This is a genomic window from Ligilactobacillus acidipiscis (genome assembly GCF_900116935.1).
In the GTDB taxonomy this organism is placed as follows: Bacteria; Bacillota; Bacilli; order Lactobacillales; family Lactobacillaceae; genus Ligilactobacillus; species Ligilactobacillus acidipiscis.
In genome coordinates this window covers 2,035,784-2,055,085 of sequence record NZ_LT630287.1, presented here as the reverse complement: position 1 = coordinate 2,055,085, position 19,302 = coordinate 2,035,784, and the positions used below count along the sequence as shown (strand labels likewise).

Genomic DNA, 19,302 nt, shown 5'->3' with positions numbered 1-19,302 from the left:
CCTTGACGTTAAAGCAAGGGTTTGAAAGGAGGACAATGAAATGCAAAAGGTAGTTACAGGTAAGAAAATTGCTGGTTTGCAGGTTGCTAAAGCCAAGCCAACCAAAAAACAAACGGGGAAATTTCAGGCTTTTTTAGCACAAGATAAGCCGGAAATTGCGGTTAATGATGATAAAGGTTTCAGACAAAAAAAGGCTAAAAATCGACTAGAGACTTCTAAAGCCATGCTTAACATACATATTAAAACTACTGATTCGCAAACAAAAAAAGAGCTAGAGCAAGTCTTGCAAATTGACTCGAAAACGTTCCAACAGTTAGTAAACGGTACAGTTTCTTTGGATGACTTGGTCAAGCAAGGAAAAGTCCAAATATCGCCTGATTTGCTGGAAGGACTCAAGGAATTAGTTAGCAGTAGCGATCATTTGAAAAAGCAAAATATTTTACTAGAGATCGAGCATGACCAATCAGAAGCAGTCGAACCGCTCCAAGAAAATGATAACGCCGGAAAAAATGAAAAATTACCTAAGGATGCTGCTCCTCCACTAGACTTAAAGCAAGCCAAGGCAGGACCGATAGTCGAAATTATTGCAGACAATGACGTTGCACCACAACAAACCGAGCAATTTGGCGAAAATCCGGCACAAAGCGTAATTGACTTGGATGAAATGTCTGCAACCCAGCAAGCGACCTTGAAGGAACAGATAGCAAACTTTGTTAGTATGGTAACTTCTAAGTCAGCTGGTGAAAGCCAGGCTATTCAAGAATCTAACTCGACAATAAATCTGGTTGTGAGTTCGGACACAAAGATCAAGCAGGAAGCTGCTCAGCAGACTGATCTGGAAGTTGAGTCGGTTCAACCTACAAAGATCATTGAGAGCCCGTTAGTTTCTAAAGCAGGGCAGCTGGGTAAACAAGAAATTAAAACATCACCTGAAGTTGCAGCGATGGCAGACGAGCTTTCAGTATCGTCGCTAAAACAGTCAGCGGAAACTTTATCAGTTAGTTCAAAAATCTTGATCGGTACGAAAGCTTCGCTAGCAGGACAAAAACAAGCAGCTGAAATCATAGATTTTAGTGAGCTTACAGATAGAACGGGTATGGTAAGCGTAGTTGAACAAAAAAGCGCGACAGTTACGCAAGCTAATGTGGGGCAAAAAGTAACAACGATAACTAGACCGGTCGAGCAGGTCGTGAGAAATTTGCAAAAAGCACTTACTCCAGTAGTTGAGAAAAGCTTGTTATCCAGTAAGGGCAATACCCAGAGCATAGTTTTTAATTTGAAACCGGCTAATCTGGGTGAGATGAAAGTTGCGGTAAAGACGAATGAACAGGCAGTCAGCCTAGAATTTGAAGTTCAAGATAGTACTGCACGTGATATGTTACAAAAAAGCACACATAAATTAGAGCAGATCATGGAGCAGCTGCAGCTTGATCCAACGACTAAAACATTGAAACAAGTTGAAACTGTGAGACAAACGGCGGAAACTTCTGAACTTTTAGGCGAGCAGCGAGATGGTCCAGCTGGTGATTTCATGCAAAATGAGCAAGAACAGCAAGGCCGATTTGCACGTTCGCACAAGACGAGGACACAAGTGGTCAGTGAAGAACATTTGCCAGGCGAAGAACAAATCAAGCACGGAACGATCAGTTTGTTGGTTTGAGCGGCCCAGAGTATGCGTGATCAAAGGAGGAATATATTTCATGGACAATTTAAGCGGTGTACAAGCAAACAGTCTTGGCAGTTCGAGTGAGATAACAAAAAGTACTTCACAAAACGATGCTGCTAAAAATGCTTTGGGACTTTCAATGGATGATTTTTTGAAGATCTTAGCGACATCAATGTCTAACCCTTCCATGACCGGAGATGGAGATTCCAATAGCAGTGGTACAGATTATATTTCACAAATGGCACAATTTGCTACCTTACAGGAATTAAATAATATGTCGACAATGATGAATAATTCTTTGCTTTTAGGGCAGCAACAACAAGCTTTCAATTTAATGGGCAAGGATGTCACAGTTGTTGATGAACAAAGCAATGAAAAGCAAGGAAGAGTTGATAAAGTCAACTTTACTGGCGGTATTGCCAAGCTGACCGTCAACGGTACGGAATATGAAATGGGTGCCATCAAAGAAGTTAGAGAACCAAAAGATTAAAAAATAGCAAAATTTAAAAAGATGCTACACAAATAGGAGGAATTTTAAATGTTACGTTCATTGTATTCAGGTGTTTCAGGAATGAAGAGTCAACAAACCAGGTTGGATGTTATTTCCAACAACATTGCTAATGCGAACACGATCGGCTTCAAGTCAAGCCGTGCTAACTTTTCAGATATTTTAAGTCAGACAACTGCGAATGCTTCAGGACCACGTGCAACCGTTGGCGGTATTGATGGTAAGCAAGTTGGACTTGGGGTTCAGGTCGGTGCGATCGATACAGACATGGGTCAAGGTATTCAAAACACGACTGGCCGTGCTTTGGACTTATATATCAATGGTAGCGGGTTTTTAGTATTTGAGCGAGATGGTAATAATGGTCAGGTTTATTCACGTAACGGTGCTTTGAAGATCGATGCTAATGGCAACTTGACTAATGCTGATGGTTTACGTGTGATGGGCTATGCTCCCGGACAGGAAGGCGGAGCGTTAACTCCAATTACAGTACCAGCTCAAAATGCAGCTGGTGAAAAGTTAGTTGAAGGTCACGTTTCAATCGGTCCTGATGGCAAAGTTACTGCGCGTTATGGCGCGGAAGATGAAGTGATCGGTACAGTGTCGATTGCTACGTTCAGTAATCCAGCCGGCTTAAGCAAGATCGGTAACAGCACTTATGAAATATCACAGGATTCTGGTAATGCCAATAATTTAGTACCTGGTACAGATGGGACCAACACTTTATTAGCAGGGACATTGGAAGATTCTAACGTTGACTTAGCGCAAGAATTCTCTGACATGATCGTTACAAGCAGAGCATATCAGGCCAATGCAAGGAGTATCACAACGTCAGACGAGATGTTGCAAGAATTGATCAACCTAAAGAGATAGTGAGCGAAACAACGCGGTTAGGAGACGAGCAATATCGGGTTTAGACATCATGGTGCGTTTTTGGCACCGTGATGTTTAAACTGGATAGGCGCAGATTCCTGCGTTGAGGAGCTAGATAGTGAGCGAGGTAAGCCGGGTAGGACTCGAGTACTAACGGACTTCTAGGCCATAATGCGTTTTTTAGCATTGTGTGTGGAAGTTGGTTAGACGGAAAGTCCTGGCTTGAGGAGCTGTCCTAGAATAGTGAGCGCAGCAATTTGATCAAAAGGGGAAAAAGAACCTGTAAGGTAAAATTTTTATTTTATGTACAGGATAAATAATAGGGGGCAGGTTCATGATTTTGTTAACTTCATTTAAAGGAAAAGAATTTTATTTGAACCCAGATTTGATCTATCGAATTGATGAAACCCCAGATACAGTGATCACGCTTGTCGATGGGAAAACGCTGGTAGTTAGAGATACAGCGTTTGAAATTAGGGAAGCGATCATAGAATATCGTCACCGAATTTTTTCTGGTGAGAATCTTTTTGAAGGGAATAACGAGGGAAACAATGAAGAAGAATGAAGAAGTAGAAACAACTGAAACTAAAGCAGGTGGCATCAAATGGGGATTGCTTATTGTTTTAGTAGTCGTTTTAGCATTTGGGGCTAGTGCTGCCGGCACGATCATTTCCGGCAAGTACTTTAATAGTCAAGACGCAAAACCTAAAGCTGAAAAAGTGAAAACAGGAGCTGCCATTTCTAAAAGACAGCGTCTGGTAAACGTCAAAAAGTTTATTGTTAATTTGGCAACGGATGATGCAGCTGATCCACAATATTTACGCTTAAAGGTCTCTTTGTTAGTGGCTGACGATGATCAAGCAAAAGCATTAAAAAAAGACATGCCTTTAGTGCGTGACAGCATGATCCGTGTTTTGAAACCAAAAAGGGCCGCAGATTTATTGAAAAATAATCAAAGTATCGATGAGGTCAAAGAACAAGTCAAAGAGGCTATTAATAAAAATTATGGCAGTTCAATAGTGCAAGAAGTTTATGTAACAGATTTTGTGATCCAATAAGTTAAATCATACGAGGAGTATTCAAATGGAGTTAACGTTGTCGTTGATCAAAATGGTGGTTGGATTAATTATCGTGATCGTTTTGATCAACTTATTTTTAAAATACTTACAGAAATTCGTTGCTCCACAGGATCGGCAATTTCGAGTTATCAAGAAAATCCCAGTTTCAAAAACTTCCGCACTTGGGATCGTGCAAGTCATCGAGCGCTATTACTTGATGAGCTTGGCAGAACAAGGCAGTACGGTGATCTCTGAGTTATCAAAAGAAGAGGTTGAGCAATTATTTACCAGTTCAGATGATCAAGCGAGTGAAAAAATAGATTTTGCGGCCATTCTCAAGCAAAAGACGATCAAGCTGCAGAATAAGAGAAAGAAGTAATGACTACGAAAAAGCAAAGTAAAATACTGAGCGGGTTGTCCTTAACGGCTTGCTTGTTCCGACCAGTTTCAGTGCATGCAGCTGGCCTCAATGATGTTTCTCGTGGCATTACTGATTTGATCAATAGTGGACAGAGCGGAAATTCGTCGCAGATCGTTAATGTGTTTGTGATGATGACGATTTTATCCGTGGTCCCGCTGTTGTTAGTCATGATGACATCTTTTACACGGATCATCATGGTCCTTTCATTTACTAGAAGTGCCTTAGGAACGCAGCAAAACCCACCAAATCAAGTTTTGCTTGGCTTGGCTTTGTTTTTGACCCTGTTTACGATGAAGCCTGTTTATACAGATATCTATAAAGAAGCGATCCAACCTTATAGTCGGCAGGAGATCACTGAAAAACAAGCATTCAACCGTTCAGAGGTCAGGCTTAAGGAATTTATGGGAAAAGAAACTCGAAAAAAAGATGTCAAATTGTTCTTAGATGTTTCTAAAGACAAGCATCGCTATAAAAATGTGGAGTCAGTTCCGCTAACGACACTTACTCCGGCTTTTATTATTAGTGAGCTGCGGACAGCCTTTAGTATTGGCTTTTTGATATTTATCCCGTTTTTGATCATAGATATGGTCGTCTCGAGTGTGCTGATGGCGATGGGGATGATCATGCTGTCGCCGGTTATGATCTCATTGCCGTTTAAATTATTATTATTCGTGATGGTAGATGGCTGGTACTTGTTAGTCGAATCGTTGGTTCATAGTTTCAGTTAGAGGGGGAGCTTAATGTCTGTTTCATTAGTCTTGACGGTCATGCGTGAAGCGGTGATCAGAATCTTAGTAGTTTCAGGTCCAATCGTGATAGTTGCGATGGTCGTTGGTTTGGTCATTAGTATCTTTCAAGCTACGACCCAGATTCAAGAACAAACTTTGAGTTTTGTCCCTAAGTTGGTCGCAATTTTTGTGACCCTGATCTTGGCTGGAAACTTTATGATCACAACGCTAAAAGAATTCACGGAATATATCTTCCGCTTGATCTCGGGGATGTGACGTCAGTGGCCGAAGTACAATTAGTTAGTTTGGTGATTTGCCGGATATTTTCTTTTATGGTCACAGCGCCGATTTTATCACAAAGAAGTTTTCCTAATACTGCTAAGCTGATCGTTGGGGGGAGTTTGGTGGTTGCTGCCATTCCTTTAGTTGGTAAGGTCAAGGCGATGAGTGTGGTTATCTTCGCTTTGGTGGCTTTAAAGGAGACTTTATTGGGGCTTGCCATGGGCTATGTTAGTCAACTGGTTTTTCAAGCTGTGATCATGGCGGGTTCCCTGATCGATTTTCAAAATGGTTTTTCGATGGGCCAGGCTTATGACAGGACAATGGAAGTTTCCAGTTCACAATTTGGTCGGATGTACTACTGGTTGGCACTGGCAGTTTTCTTCATGTTAAATTTGCATCTGGAATTGTTTCGCGCTGTGATGCTATCTTTTACGATTGTTCCTTTAGGAACCGCCACTTTGACGAATGCAAGTGTTAAGGGTGTGGTCATTTTGACTAGTAAGACCCTTGCCATGGCTTTTAATGTTGCTGCACCTTTGATCATTGCTGTGATGGTGATCGATATTGTATTGGGGATCTTGTCACGGTCTGTGCCGCAAATGAACGTGCTGATGTTAAGTTTGTCTCTTAAATCTACTGTAGGAATGATCATCTTTTTGATCATGCTGCCAAATGTCGTGGAATTGTTGGGAAAGATAATCCCACAGTCATATGAGTATCTAGTCGAGTTCCTGCGTTCGGTAGGTCAGGCATAGTCTGATAAAGGAAAGGTTATTTCATGGATAAAGATGGTAAAACTGAAAAACCGACCCCTAAGCGTAAAAGAGATGCGCGCAAGAAGGGAAATGTTGCTAGAAGTCCAGACTTAACAGCTGCTTTGGCTTTATTGACCTTTTCGTTTATCTTTATTCCTGCTTGGCAATTTGGATTAGGCAAGTTTTTTCCTTATATGACAGGCTTTATCGAGCAGTTGGATAACTACCAGGTCTTATACGCAGACCTGCCTAAGGTTGGCTTGCAGGCGATCTTAATGGTTTTGATCGTGGCAGCACCATTCTTGGTCGTCGGTTATTTGATCAGTTTTTTGGGGAATTTTGTGCAAATTGGTTTTTTATTTACGGCTAAACCATTAAAGCCTGATTTCAAACGTTTGAACCCTTTAAGTGGTTTCAAAAGGATGTTTAGTCTGGATGCGATAGTCAACCTGGGAAAAACGCTGGCAAAGTTCTTACTGATCGCATATCTGTGTTATCGCAAATACATATCTACGTTACGTGACATTTTAAATGCTGGTTCTGTTGGTCCTGCCAAGATCTTGTTTTTTATTCTCAATTTTTGTAAAGAACTAGGGATGCAGATTGCCTTGGTTTTGTTGGTTTTGGGGTTGGCAGATTTTGCCTATCAAAGTTTCAGTCGGACTAAGAAATTGAAGATGACTAAACAAGAGATCAAAGAAGAAATGAAACAAATGGAAGGCGATCCGAAGGTCAAAGCGCAGCGGAAAGCTAAGTATCAGGCGATGGTCCGGAACTCGATCGCCCAAGTTAAAGATGCGACAGTCGTTTTGGCGAACCCGACTCATTTAGCGTTGGCAATCAAGTATGATAAGACAGAAACACCAGTCCCACAGCTGCTTGCTAAAGGAGCTGATGAGGTCGCCATGAAAATGAAAGAAGAAGCCAGAAAAAATGATGTACCGATCATTGAGAATAAACCGCTGGCAAGAGCAATTTATCCCAAGATCGAGGCAGGAGAATTCATTCCGGAAGAGTTTTTTGAGCCAGTCGCTGATTTGATCGCTTTGCTCTACCGGTTGGATGAAGAAGCTAAGTATAAAATATAAGTCTGGTTAAAGTTGAACCGGATTTGAGTTGATAGGAGAGAGAGTAACTGATGAAAAACAAGCAAAAAGCAGCTAAGAAGAATGCACTCAGACCAGCTGACCTGATCGTTTCACTTTTGGTGGTCAGTATCATTGGTTTGATCATCATTCCGCTTCCGCTGCCAGTCTTGGATTTTTTTATAACCATCAACATGGCGATCGCCATGAACATATTATTGATCACCATGTTTACTCACTCAGTCTTGGAATTTACTACTTTTCCAACCTTACTTTTGATCACAACGATGTTCAAGTTAGGTTTAAACATGTCATCGACTCGTGCGATCCTAACACAAGGTGATGGGGGACATGTTATTGCCGCCTTTGCTGACGTTGTGGCAGGGAAAAACTATATTGTTGGGATCATCTTGTTCGTGATCATCATGATCGTGCAGTTGGTCGTTGTGACTAACGGTTCCGGCCGTGTTTCAGAAGTGTCGGCACGTTTCACCTTGGATGCTATGCCAGGGAAACAGATGGCGATTGATTCGGATCTGAACTCGGGTTTGATCGATGAAAAGCAGGCTAGAAAACGACGGGAAGACCTGCAACGTGAAGCAGATTTTTATGGTTCGATGGATGGTGCCAGCAAGTTCGTTAAAGGTGATGCCATTGCGGGGATCGTCATTGTTTTAGTCAATCTGATCGGTGGAACGATCATCTTTACTATGAAAGGTGATCTCAGCGCAATGGAAGCTTTATCACAGTTTGGCAAGCTGTCGATCGGTGATGGCTTGGTCAGTTCGATCCCTTCACTATTGATCTCAATTGCCTCAGGTATTATTGTTACTCGCTCTGATAATGATAGTACGTTTGGTAAAGATATTGCTGAAGATGCGTTGCGCAATCCGCAAATATTCCGGATCGTAGCGGGGATCTTAATGGTTTTATCCCTTGTCCCCGGTTTTCCGTTTATTCCCTTTATGGTTATGGGGTTAGCCCTACTTGGTGTTAGCTTCCTGATCAAACAACAGGATGCTAAGAAAGTTAAGGAAGAGCAACAACGAAAACAGACTTTGGCTTTACAAAAGAAAAAAGATGTCCAAGAAGACGAAGATGTAGCCGATTTCCAAGTCGAAACTTTAGCGATCGAAATTGGTTATGCACTGATACCGCTGGTCGATAGTTCGATCGACAATAGTTTGATGAGCCGGATCATTGCTTTACGTAAACAAACTGCTCATGAATTAGGGATCTTGGTCAGTCCAGTGAGGATCCGAGATAACTTGTACCTGGATGCAAATAATTATTCTATCAAGATCAAGGGCAATGAGGTCGGCACGGGTGATATTTATCCTGATAAATACATGATCTTTAGTCCGACTGGGGATGAGATCCCGTTTAATGGCATCCAAGCCGTGGAACCAGCCTTTCATTTAGAAGCGATGTGGATCAATGAAAGTGATAAAGAAGCGGCTGACCTGCAAGGATTCACAGTTATCGAACCTTTGACTGTTATCGCCACTCATTTGAAGGAAGTTATTTACTCACATGCTCCTGAACTTTTGGGACGCCAAGAAGTTAAGCAATTATTGGAAGGCATTAAGCAACAAAGCAACGTTGTGATCGATGAATTGATCCCAGATATTTTACGCTTAGGAGAAGTTGAAAAGGTCCTCCAGAATTTGTTGGAAGAAAAGGTACCGATCAATGATTTATCAACTATCTTAGAAACTCTGGCAGATTATGGGACCGTCACCAAAGATACCGAAACGCTGACAGAATACGTTCGCCAAGCATTAAGAAGAACAATTGCCAACAAGTATGTCGGTGAAGATAACAAAATTTATGCCGTTACTGTGCATCCCAAAATTGAAGAAATGGTTGCACAGAGTATTAAAAAAACAGCAACTGGTTCGTATCCTGTTTTGCAGCCGGATACGGTCAATAAGATGTTGGATGCGATCACTCAGCTGAATCAAAAAATGCTGGTGGAAAATATTTCCTTTGTCCTTTTGACAAATCCACAGACTAGAACTGCGTTTAGAAAGTTGTTGTCGTTTAACTTCCCAGATTTGGCAATTTTGTCGTTAAATGAGATCCCAAATGAAATCGGGATCGAGGCAGTCGGGCAGTTGCAATTTTAGGAAGGCACTCTGTGGGAAGGCGTGTTGAAGATAGCTGGCCAGAGTACGCGTTACATTCTGATTTGTGAGACAAACTATGCCAAAGTAAGCATCACATTCCAATTTGCAACACATATTTGCAGGAACAAGGATAGAAGACAATTACTTCACCCGGTATTTTCAGAAAGGAGCTTTTTTCTTGTATGAGATGAATATGGAAGATCAAGTTATCAAATATTTGCCTTTAGTTGAAAAGGTCGTCGCTCGGATCACTGTTAAAAGCTCCGATTATGACTACGAAGATCTCTTCAATACTGGAGTGATCGGCTTGATCGATGCACTTAAGAAATTTGATCCACAAAAGAAAGTACCATTTGAAAGTTATGCTTATGTACGGATCCGTGGGACCATCATTGATGAGATCCGCAGTCACGGTCGGTTGTCTCGTTATAAATTTGACAATTTGACTCGCTATTATCGGGCTAAGCAGGAATTAGAGCAAGAATTGAAACGAGAAGCTACTGACAAAGAATTATGCAGTAAGCTCCAAATCAATCAGAAAAAGCTGAACGATATTTATGATAGCTTGCATTATATGGCTAGTATCTCTTTGGAGGATGTCTTGTTTTCAGCAGAACAATCGCCTAGCAGACAAGAGATCTTTCGTGATAAAAAAACGGGCGATGCACAAGCACATTTGTTGGAAACAGAAATGAAACAGGAGTTGGCAGCGGCGATCAGCAAGCTTTCTGAAAGAGAACAATTAGTTTTGAGTTTGTATTACGAACAGGAAATGACACTTAAAGAAATTAGTTTGGTCTTAGACGTTTCTATTGCACGCGTTTCACAGATCCATGGGCGTGCAGTTGGAAAACTAAAAGGATTTATGGAGGAAAATGATGATTAGAGGAATTGATACTTTAAGACATAGTTTTAATGTTTTGCAAGCTCAACAAGAAAATATTAGCAGTAACATCGCTAATATCAAGACACCTGGCTACCTGCAAAAAAATTTGTTTGAAGCAACAATGAACGAGGCACAGTTACATAATAACCAGGCTGGTCCCAAAAATGAAACCCGCCATGAGATTGGCGGTTTTACATGGGGCAATCAAATTCAGGGCAGTGCGCTGGACATGCAAAAAGGCTCGCTTGAACCGACAGGCTTGGCAACGGATTTTGCAGTTCAAGGCAATGGCTTTTTTGCCGTTAGAATGGGAAATGGGCAAATCGCGTATACGCGTGATGGTCATTTTTCAGTGAATGATGCCGGTCAGCTGATCACTGAAGAAGGTTTTCAAGTGATAGGTCGAAATGGCGGCCCAGTTGATGCCCAGCAAGCACAACAAAATTTGATGGTGGTGTCTTTCCCAGCAAATGCACAACTTCAAAATGTCGGCGGAACGCTTTATACCGGGCAGGGAGCCCAGCAAATTGATTTGCCGGTCCAAGCTGGAATGCTTGAAAATTCTAATGTTTCTACTGCTGATGAGATGGTCTCATTAATGGAAACCGGGCGCCAATTTCAGGCTCAACAAAAAGTGCTATCAGCTACTAATTCGACCTTGGATAAGGCAGTCAACCAACTAGGTCGGATCTAGATCAAATAGTTTGTTATTTTTCTCAGGCGTACAGTGAGTCTTGATGGTACTTAGTATAGGCTTGAGAAAACAGATCATGTAGGAAATGAGGAGAGTAAGTAAAAATGAACTTGAATTCTATTTTATCCATTAACAGAACAGGTTTGAACGGCTTGCAAAATAATCTGGATAATGTTTCACATAACATTGCTAACGCAAACACAGTAGGCTATAAGGGAATCATCAATTCATTTAATGAGCTGATGAATAATAATTTAACTAATAGCGACGGTGCACTTGGTAATTCTAATGCAAGAGTTGATTCGAATACTGGTCTAAATGCCGCGGGAGCACGAGTCGATGATCAAGTCGGAAAATTTGAAACGACCGGTCGTGCACTTGATATGGCTATTAACGGCAATGCTTTTTTTGGGATCATTGGTCCCGATGGTAATACATACTTGACTAAGGCAGGAGACTTTCATCGTGATGCTAACGGTGGTTTGATCGCCAGCAACGGCTATCGTGTTGCAGTTGACGCGCGGGTGCCAGAACAAAATTGGCCAGCAGGGGACTTGAAAGTTTCTTCAGACGGAACGATCAGATCCGGTGATCAGGTTTTAGGGTCTTTACGTTTATTTGAACCAAACAACGCACATTCATTGGTGTCAGTTGGTGATAACTTGTATTTAGCCAATGGCGGTTTTAGAGCCGCTGGGGCAGGTAGTAGTGTGATGCAAGGAACTCTTGAAAGTTCCAATGTAGATCTGGCTACTCAAATGACAGAATTATTAACAGCACAGAGGTCTTACCAAATGAATGCCCGCGCTGCTTCATCTACAGATGAAATGATGGAGACCATCAACCACTTTACCGACTGATTTAGGAGAAAAAATTGATCGAACTTAAAAATGTAACAAAAAAATATGGCAATGTTTGGGCAAATAAAAATATTTCATGCGTGATCGAACAAGGTGAATTTGTTTATGTAGTTGGTCCAAGTGGGGCTGGGAAAACAACTTTACTTGAGATCTTAAGTGCTCAACGCTCCATTGATTCTGGTATAGCCCGGATCGGCAATATTGAAATTGAATATTTGAGAAATGAACAGATATACAAACTACGCCGTCAATTGGGGATCGTTTCGCAAAAAGACCTTTTTTTACCGCGATTGACGATCAAAGAAAATATGGAAACCTGTATGTCAGCGCTAGAGATCCCCACTGAAAAGTGGGAAGAGCGGATGGCAGAGGTATTGACCAGTGTCGAAATGATGCTATTTATTGAGCGGTTGCCTCAGGAACTTTCAGTCGGGCAACAAAAGAAAATTGCGATCGCTCGTGCGTTATTGAATGATCCGCCAGTTATTATCGCGGACGAACCTACTGCTAATTTAGACGTTAAGTCGGCCAAAGAGATCATGCAAATTTTCTTTCGCCTGAATCAGATGGGGACAACGATCATTTTAGCAACACATGACAGTACCATGGTTAATTCTTTGCGTCATCGAACTTTGGAACTAAAAAATGGAGAACTGATCCGAGATGATCCAGACGGTGGATATTCAAGATTTTCTGATCCAAAAGATGTCTATGTTTGGTAAACGGTTAAAAAAATAAAATTTTAACCGATATAACAGATTGGAGTGTCGTTTTGCTTAAGTGAGTATTATGACAGATACCAAATCTTTTATATGGGGAAGGAAAACAAATGGAAAAACGTAAGAAGACGGCTAAAAAAGCTAACTCCGAAGTAGCTTTCTTGCCAGTTTTAGGGACAGTCATTGTTTTAATTGTTTTTCGGGCTTTTGTTTTAAGTTCGGCACAGACAGCGGAGATGAGAAGGTTTTGGATACTCGCGGTCATTGTAGTCGCTTTGCATCTCTTGTATGTACTATTTGGTCATAAAAATACGGCAGTAACAGGAGGAGAAGCCGGCGGATTAAAAAAACTTTCTGTTCAGGTCGGTAAGATGGTAGAGGGAGATTTCAGTCAGATCGACGAGATCGGCAAAGTTCCCGGCCAAAGCCCAATGTTTATTAAAACTCGTGACCAGTTGCTTGGTTTAGCCAATGCATTTTCAGCTTTATTAACTGGGATCAAGGAAGAAACTGAGCAGTCGGAAACAATGGTCAACGATCTAAGTGGAAAATCGACGCACGCTAAAAGTTCGATCGATGGTGTCCGTCAAGCGATGGGGACTATTGCTACTAATGCTGGACAGCAAGCAACAGCTTCTCAAAGTACAGTTGCTCAAATGAATGTTTTTGGTGACCAAATTGAAGAGATACGCCAGAAAATTGAAAAAATGAATAGCTATGCTGACAAATCAAAGCAAAGTAATATTCAAAACATGGAAATGATGCGCCAAGTTTCACGGTCTTGGAACCAAGAAACAGAAAGTCAAAAGAAGATTGTTTCTGAAATGACGGCGATGAATCAAGATATTCAAAGTATTGGCAATATCGTGCAGTTGATCAATGATATTTCAGAACAGACTAATTTGTTGGCTTTGAATGCTTCAATAGAGGCGGCTCGTGCAGGCGAGGCAGGTAAAGGCTTTGCAATCGTTGCTGAGGAAGTCCGTGATCTGGCAGAACAATCCGGCAAATCAACCACTAATATTAGAGAACTGATCGAATCGATCCGTGCTAAGTCTAAGAAAATGACTGTTGATCTGGATGCATCATACAAGGGCAGTCAGCAACAGCAGATGAATATTTCTGGTGTACTGAAGGCTAGCGAACAAATCACCGAGGATGTCACGCAGTTGAGCGATGGCCTAACCGATGTTAGTTCACATGCAGATGAGATCAAAGATAAAAAAGATGCAGTCAATAATTCTATTCAGCAAATGGATTCACAGATCGCTGAAACTTCTGCAAGTACACAGGAAGTCTCGGCTAACTTGGATGATTTTTATTCCTTGATCGAAGAACTCGAAAAAAGTGTCGAACAGCTTCAACAAGCTGATGAGATCAGACGTTTGCAAATCGGCAGTTTCAAATTAAAAAACTAGCAGCGTCAATTCTTAGTTGTAGAAGTTAAAGAGGGGTACAAAAATGGGACAATATGTTGTTTTTAAAAGTCATAAGCAAGTTTTTGCTTTGCCAGTTGAAATGGTTAAACGAGTGATCGAAACTGAAAAGTTTATCTCGTTGCCGGAAGTGCCAGACTATGTATTAGGTGTGTATGAATATCAAGAACAGATGTTGCCAATCGTTGATCTTAGTAAGCGGCTTTACGGCGAATTATCGCCTGCAATGCTGGACTCTAAGGTGATCTTGGCACATTGGAGCGAACGGACGATGGGGATCTTTGTCGAGGAGATCGTAGGGATCATGTCGCTGACTGAGACGGATTATGAAAAAGATTTGGACAGATCATCACTGAAGCGCCCGTATATCAGTCAATTTTTGAAGATGGGCGATGAAGTAGTGATCGAGTTGAACTTAGATTATCTTTTCAACTCTTCACAAGAAGAGGAGATCATTTCATCCGTAGATTCCATTACTGAAAATTCAGAAAAAGAAGAGAATACGGATGATGCTGCAGAACACTAACGAAACCAGGGTAGGAATCTCTGATTATAAAATTTCATACGCGCCTAATAAAATAATGACCGTGGGGCTAGGTTCTTGTATTGGAACGATCGTTTATGATCCAGTTTCAAAAATCGGTGGATTGAGTCATATTATGCTCCCTGATAGTAAACCGTTTGAAAAGAACGGGACTTCAGGTTTGAACTTGGCTAAGTATGCCAATACGGCGTTACCCCTGATGGTCAAAGAACTTAAGCAAAAAGCACCACGAGCTAAATTTCAAGCTAAGATCTCTGGTGGTGCAAATATGTTTAGATTTAAAAACAACCTCACGACAGCTAATATTGGTCAGAGAAATGTTGACGCTGTTTTAAATCAGTTGGCAAGCCTGCAGATCCCGTTAGTTGGCCAAGATACGGGCGGCAGCAGCGGAAGGACCATGGTCGTCGATTTAAACGATTTTTCGACCTTGATCAGGGTCGTGAGACAGGAAAATAGATACATTTAAAAACTATGTACTGTTTTTTAATTAGCGAAAATTTGCTCATTGATGACTTGAGAATGTTGTTTAAGAGAGAAAAGTAAAGATGTGAAAGGATTCTTATACCTTATGAATAGGATTTTGATGGTTGATGACTCTGCATTTATGCGCAAAGTGATCTCGGATATATTGAATAAAATGCCCAGTGTTTCAACGGTTCGAATTGCACGAAACGGTCAAAATTGTTTGGACATCCTTGATGCAGATAATGATTTTGACTTAATTTTAATGGATATTGAAATGCCTGTTATGGATGGCTTGAGCGCCCTTAGACAGATCAAAAAGGATTATTCTATCCCGGTCATAATGCTAAGTGCAGTCAGTGATCAGGCAGTAACCATCAAAGCTCTAGAATATGGTGCGGCCGATTTTATCGAAAAACCTGTGAACCTGATGGAAATTCAAGACGAGTGGGTCAGAGAACTGTATGCAAAGATCAAAAATATTTGCGGACGTTCTAGTAAACCGCCAGTTGCTGCCAATCATAAAGCCAAACCCAACGGAGCACATAAAAAGCGAAACATCAGGCCCCAAGCCGTTGTGATCGGCTCATCAACGGGTGGACCAAAAGCACTATTAGAAATTATTAAAGGTGTGAGTCATACAAACATTCCTGTTTTTATCGTACAACATATGCCAGCGGGATTTACCCGCACGTTTTCTGAGCGTTTAAATGAAGAAAGCGGCGCTACAGTCGTTGAGGCTAGTGATAATATGCTGGTCAAAAATCAGATCTACTTGTGTCCTGGTAATTATCACATGACGATCCAAGGTGACCGGCTCAAGTTAGATCAACGTCCGAAGATGCATGGGACAAGGCCAGCCGTTGATTACTTGTTTGAAACGGCGGCTGCTCATTATGGTGCTAATTTAACAGCTTTTATCCTGACTGGAATGGGGCATGATGGAACGGCAGGATTGCAAACAATCATGGATGAAGGCGGTTATGTAATAGCTGAAGATCAGGAATCTTGTACCGTTTTTGGAATGCCAAGATCTGCAATTGAAGCTCAAGTTGTCGATGAAGTTGTAAGTTTGCATGAGATCGGGAAAATACTACAGACGATCGTTGGGTGAAATTAAAATGTTGGAAGAAAATTTTACTGATTTTAATAGGTGGGTGGAGCAGAAATATCATATCCATCTCGATGATTATAAAGAAAGACAAATGCAACGCAGGATCAAAAATATTATGGATAAAAACGGGGTCAACTCGTTGCATGAATATGAACACCTTTTGGACAAAGATCCAATCAAACGAGCGGAGTTTATCGAGCATTTGACAATTAATGTGACTGAATTTTACCGCAATCAAGAAATATTTAGTAATTTTGAAAAATGTTTGTTAGAAAAAGTTGCTCCACAATTTAATAATTTGAAACTATGGAGTGCGGCTTGTTCGACCGGCGCCGAACCATACACCTTAGCGATGATCTTAGAAAAAAATCATCTTATGGGCAATGTTCTAGCAACGGATATTGATGATGACATTTTAAAGAAAGCACGTTTAGGTCAGTATTCGACAAATGAGTTAAAAAATGTTTCTGATACTGATGTTAGACGATATTTTAAGTCATTAGGACCAGACCAGTATCAAATAGGACCAGCCGTCAAACAACGAGTTTCGTTCAAGAAACATGATTTATTGGCTGACCAGTATGAATCAGGTTTTCATGCGATAATTTGTCGCAATGTAACGATTTATTTCAAACCCGAGGCACGCGATCGAGTTTATCAAAAAATAAGTGAGGCGCTGGTACCAGGTGGAATATTGTTCACGGGAGCAACAGAAACACTTAACAGCGCAGAAAAGCTGGGGTTAAAGAAAATAGAGTCGTTTATATATGAGAAACAAGGTGAGTGAGACGGGAGAAAGTGAGCACTATCGGACACTAGATTCAGATTGCGTATTTTGCGATGTGGAACTAATGTTGGATAGGCGGAGCTTTCTGTCTCAAGCAACCTGACTAAGAAAACAAGGTGGAGTGAGCCGGTTAAAAGTCGAGCATTAGCGGACTTTAACAATAAGCACAGACCATTCGTGCTTAGGTGTAAATAATTTGAATGGGGGGATCATTGATGGCTGACGATAATAGTGTTTATCGCGATATCTTTTTCGAAGAAAGCGAAGATAATTTAACACAACTAAATGATAATATTCTAGAACTTGAAAAAGAACCAGACAATATCGATTTGATCAATGAAATTTTTAGAGCTGCACATACCCTAAAAGGAGTGTCAGCAACTATGGGATATACTGTCATGAGCAAGTTGACTCATAAAATGGAAGATATTTTTGATCTTTTCAAATCAGGCAAGTTGAAGGTAACAAGTGATCATATTTCTCTGATTTTTCGGTGCTTAGATAAATTGACCGAACTTCTAGACGGCTTGCGAGATGAAGAAGAACAAAGCGAAGATCAGATCACAGAATTATGGAATGAATTAGATAAAGTTGAAAATGAATTAGATGGCGGCCAAACAAAAACCGCTGATAAAAATGTAGATGAGAAGAAAGCTCCAGAAGATAGTCAGCTCGAACTGAAATTTGAAACTTTAGAAGAAGCTGACTTATCAGTGATCGAACAGGCTAAAACACAACATCTTAATGTGATCAGTGCGGCAGTTCGAATCGATCCAGAGTCAATGCTGAAAGGCCCACGAGCATTCTTAGTCATCGATAAGCTCGACAGTGAAGGAGATATTATTCACACTGAACCGGCTCCTGACCAGCTGGAAGAAGGCAATTTTGATACAGATTTCAAATTGTTGATCCTAACTGAAAGTAATCAATATGACATTAAGAAGATCATTGAATCTAGTAGTGAGATCGCTGAAGTTTTGACGGCAGAATTCGATGAGAAAACTCAAAAGGCAGCCGCTGAAGAACCACAAAAAGACGCACAACCAGCTGTTGACAAAGAAAATACTACTGAGAAAAAAAGCGCTTCTCCTGAACCTAAGAAAGCAAAAGCCCCGTCTAAGAAGAGCACTTCGCATCAAAAAAATGCCAAAAATCAGTCGATCAGAGTTGATCTTTCTCGGTTGGATACCTTTTTGAATGTTGTATCTGAGTTGGTCGTTTATCGCAATCAACTAGAAGATGCCAATAGTCGCCAAAATTTAGAAGAAGTGCATGAATCTTTAGAACAGGTTTCACGCTTGACATCTGAACTGCAGGATTTGGTTTTGAAAATTCGGATGCAGCAAGTCAGCGTTGTCTTTAGTCGTTTTCCACGGATGGTTCGCGATCTTTCCAACCAGTTAAATAAAAAGATGACTCTTGAAATTGAGGGCGAAGAAACTGAATTAGATAAAACTGTGGTTACCGAACTCAGTGAGCCCTTGATCCATTTAGTTAGAAATTCAGCCGACCATGGGATCGAGGATGCTGAAAACAGAAAGAAACTTGGCAAACCGGAAGAAGGAAAGATAAAATTATCGGCTTATCAAGAAGGAAATAAGGTCATGATCACTTTGAGCGATGATGGTAAAGGCCTTGATCCACAAGTCCTTAAAATTACCGCTGAAGAGCGTGGAATCGATACGACCGGTATGAGTGATAAAGAGCTGCAAATGTTAGTCTTTAATCCTGGCTTTTCAACGGCTAAAAAGATCACTAACATTTCAGGACGTGGGGTCGGCTTGGATGCTGTTCAAGCTAAAATCAACGAACTGGGCGGTTCATTGGAAGTTGACAGTAAAGTCAATGTGGGTACGAAAACAGTTATCAAATTACCGTTGACCTTGTCTATTATTCAGGCACTGATGGTCAAACTAGGCGAAGAAACATTTGCTATCCCGTTAGATGTTGTTGAACGGGTCGAAATGATCCATGAAGATAATATTTTACAAACTGCTAGTCAGGAAGTCTATCCTTTACAGACAGGATTGACACCAGTGATCCGGACTGCCAACATTTTGAATATCCCTGAAAAGGATCAGGGAAAGAAATATATGATCTTGATCAAGGGTGATAATAAAGACTTTGGGATCGTAGTTGATGAATTGATCGGACAGCAAGAAATCGTGATCAAGAAGATTGATCCGATGTTGCAAAAAATCAAAAGATTCCAAGGCGCGACGATCCTTGGCAACGGCTCGATCGCATTGATCTTGGACGTCAATACGATCTGTAAAGACGCACAGGTGGGTTAAG

General features: G+C 41.0%; 21 protein-coding genes. All 21 read left to right on the top strand.

The features are described from left to right. Positions 1–40: 40 nt before the first annotated feature. Entirely contained in the window at positions 41–1,660 is a 1,620-nt protein-coding gene (locus BQ5903_RS09615; protein ID WP_079579415.1) for a flagellar hook-length control protein FliK, read from the top strand. Between the two features lie 40 nt (positions 1,661–1,700). Continuing rightward, positions 1,701–2,156, top strand: a complete 456-nt coding sequence (locus BQ5903_RS09610) for a flagellar hook capping FlgD N-terminal domain-containing protein (protein ID WP_010498181.1) — start codon at positions 1,701–1,703, stop codon at positions 2,154–2,156. 48 nt (positions 2,157–2,204) lie between these two features. Continuing rightward, positions 2,205–3,044: a flagellar hook-basal body complex protein gene (locus tag BQ5903_RS09605; protein ID WP_010498183.1), complete on the top strand. Its 840-nt coding sequence runs from the start codon at positions 2,205–2,207 to the stop codon at positions 3,042–3,044. Positions 3,045–3,378: 334 nt separating this feature from the next. Next, a complete protein-coding gene (locus BQ5903_RS09600) occupies positions 3,379–3,609 on the top strand; it encodes a flagellar FlbD family protein (RefSeq protein WP_010498185.1) in 231 nt (76 codons plus the stop codon). After that, positions 3,596–4,102: a flagellar basal body-associated FliL family protein gene (locus BQ5903_RS09595; RefSeq protein ID WP_010498187.1), complete on the top strand. Its 507-nt coding sequence runs from the start codon at positions 3,596–3,598 to the stop codon at positions 4,100–4,102. Before BQ5903_RS09600 ends, BQ5903_RS09595 begins: the two co-directional genes overlap by 14 nt. A 25-nt stretch (positions 4,103–4,127) precedes the next feature. After that, a complete protein-coding gene (locus BQ5903_RS09590) occupies positions 4,128–4,481 on the top strand; it encodes a flagellar biosynthetic protein FliO (protein WP_010498189.1) in 354 nt (117 codons plus the stop codon). Beyond that, complete coding sequence (gene fliP / locus BQ5903_RS09585) at positions 4,481–5,251, top strand: flagellar type III secretion system pore protein FliP (protein WP_010498191.1); 771 nt, start codon at positions 4,481–4,483, stop codon at positions 5,249–5,251. The genes BQ5903_RS09590 and fliP overlap by 1 nt, the downstream gene beginning before the upstream one ends. Positions 5,252–5,263: 12 nt before the next feature. Beyond that, entirely contained in the window at positions 5,264–5,527 is a 264-nt protein-coding gene (gene fliQ, locus BQ5903_RS09580; protein ID WP_010498193.1) for a flagellar biosynthesis protein FliQ, read from the top strand. 5 nt (positions 5,528–5,532) lie between these two features. Further along, positions 5,533–6,288 carry a flagellar biosynthetic protein FliR gene (locus tag BQ5903_RS09575; protein WP_010498195.1) on the top strand — a complete coding sequence of 252 codons (756 nt, stop codon included), beginning with the start codon at positions 5,533–5,535 and terminating at the stop codon, positions 6,286–6,288. 23 nt (positions 6,289–6,311) lie between these two features. Next, the gene (locus BQ5903_RS09570; RefSeq protein WP_079579414.1) at positions 6,312–7,376 is read left to right on the top strand and encodes an EscU/YscU/HrcU family type III secretion system export apparatus switch protein; all 1,065 of its coding nucleotides are present in this window, start codon (positions 6,312–6,314) and stop codon (positions 7,374–7,376) included. Positions 7,377–7,426: 50 nt separating this feature from the next. After that, positions 7,427–9,502 carry a flagellar biosynthesis protein FlhA gene (flhA, locus tag BQ5903_RS09565; protein ID WP_079579413.1) on the top strand — a complete coding sequence of 692 codons (2,076 nt, stop codon included), beginning with the start codon at positions 7,427–7,429 and terminating at the stop codon, positions 9,500–9,502. Between the two features lie 178 nt (positions 9,503–9,680). Beyond that, on the top strand, positions 9,681–10,388 hold the full coding sequence (locus BQ5903_RS09560; RefSeq protein WP_010498200.1) for a sigma-70 family RNA polymerase sigma factor: 708 nt from the start codon (positions 9,681–9,683) through the stop codon (positions 10,386–10,388). Beyond that, positions 10,381–11,082, top strand: a complete 702-nt coding sequence (locus BQ5903_RS09555; protein WP_010498202.1) for a flagellar hook-basal body complex protein — start codon at positions 10,381–10,383, stop codon at positions 11,080–11,082. Before BQ5903_RS09560 ends, BQ5903_RS09555 begins: the two co-directional genes overlap by 8 nt. Positions 11,083–11,186: 104 nt before the next feature. Next, positions 11,187–11,942, top strand: a complete 756-nt coding sequence (locus BQ5903_RS09550; protein ID WP_056971511.1) for a flagellar hook-basal body protein — start codon at positions 11,187–11,189, stop codon at positions 11,940–11,942. Between the two features lie 14 nt (positions 11,943–11,956). Then, positions 11,957–12,664 carry a cell division ATP-binding protein FtsE gene (locus BQ5903_RS09545; RefSeq protein WP_010498204.1) on the top strand — a complete coding sequence of 236 codons (708 nt, stop codon included), beginning with the start codon at positions 11,957–11,959 and terminating at the stop codon, positions 12,662–12,664. A 107-nt stretch (positions 12,665–12,771) separates the two neighbouring features. Then, positions 12,772–14,079 carry a methyl-accepting chemotaxis protein gene (locus BQ5903_RS09540; RefSeq protein WP_079579412.1) on the top strand — a complete coding sequence of 436 codons (1,308 nt, stop codon included), beginning with the start codon at positions 12,772–12,774 and terminating at the stop codon, positions 14,077–14,079. 43 nt (positions 14,080–14,122) lie between these two features. After that, positions 14,123–14,623, top strand: a complete 501-nt coding sequence (locus BQ5903_RS09535; protein WP_079579411.1) for a chemotaxis protein CheW — start codon at positions 14,123–14,125, stop codon at positions 14,621–14,623. Beyond that, on the top strand, positions 14,607–15,110 hold the full coding sequence (locus BQ5903_RS09530; RefSeq protein WP_079579676.1) for a chemotaxis protein CheD: 504 nt from the start codon (positions 14,607–14,609) through the stop codon (positions 15,108–15,110). The genes BQ5903_RS09535 and BQ5903_RS09530 overlap by 17 nt, the downstream gene beginning before the upstream one ends. A gap of 102 nt (positions 15,111–15,212) precedes the next feature. Continuing rightward, the gene (gene cheB / locus BQ5903_RS09525; protein ID WP_010498208.1) at positions 15,213–16,220 is read left to right on the top strand and encodes a chemotaxis-specific protein-glutamate methyltransferase CheB; all 1,008 of its coding nucleotides are present in this window, start codon (positions 15,213–15,215) and stop codon (positions 16,218–16,220) included. 7 nt (positions 16,221–16,227) lie between these two features. Beyond that, positions 16,228–17,007: a CheR family methyltransferase gene (locus BQ5903_RS09520; protein ID WP_079579410.1), complete on the top strand. Its 780-nt coding sequence runs from the start codon at positions 16,228–16,230 to the stop codon at positions 17,005–17,007. 215 nt (positions 17,008–17,222) lie between these two features. Beyond that, positions 17,223–19,301 carry a chemotaxis protein CheA gene (locus BQ5903_RS09515; RefSeq protein ID WP_079579409.1) on the top strand — a complete coding sequence of 693 codons (2,079 nt, stop codon included), beginning with the start codon at positions 17,223–17,225 and terminating at the stop codon, positions 19,299–19,301. Position 19,302: the final 1 nt, after the last annotated feature.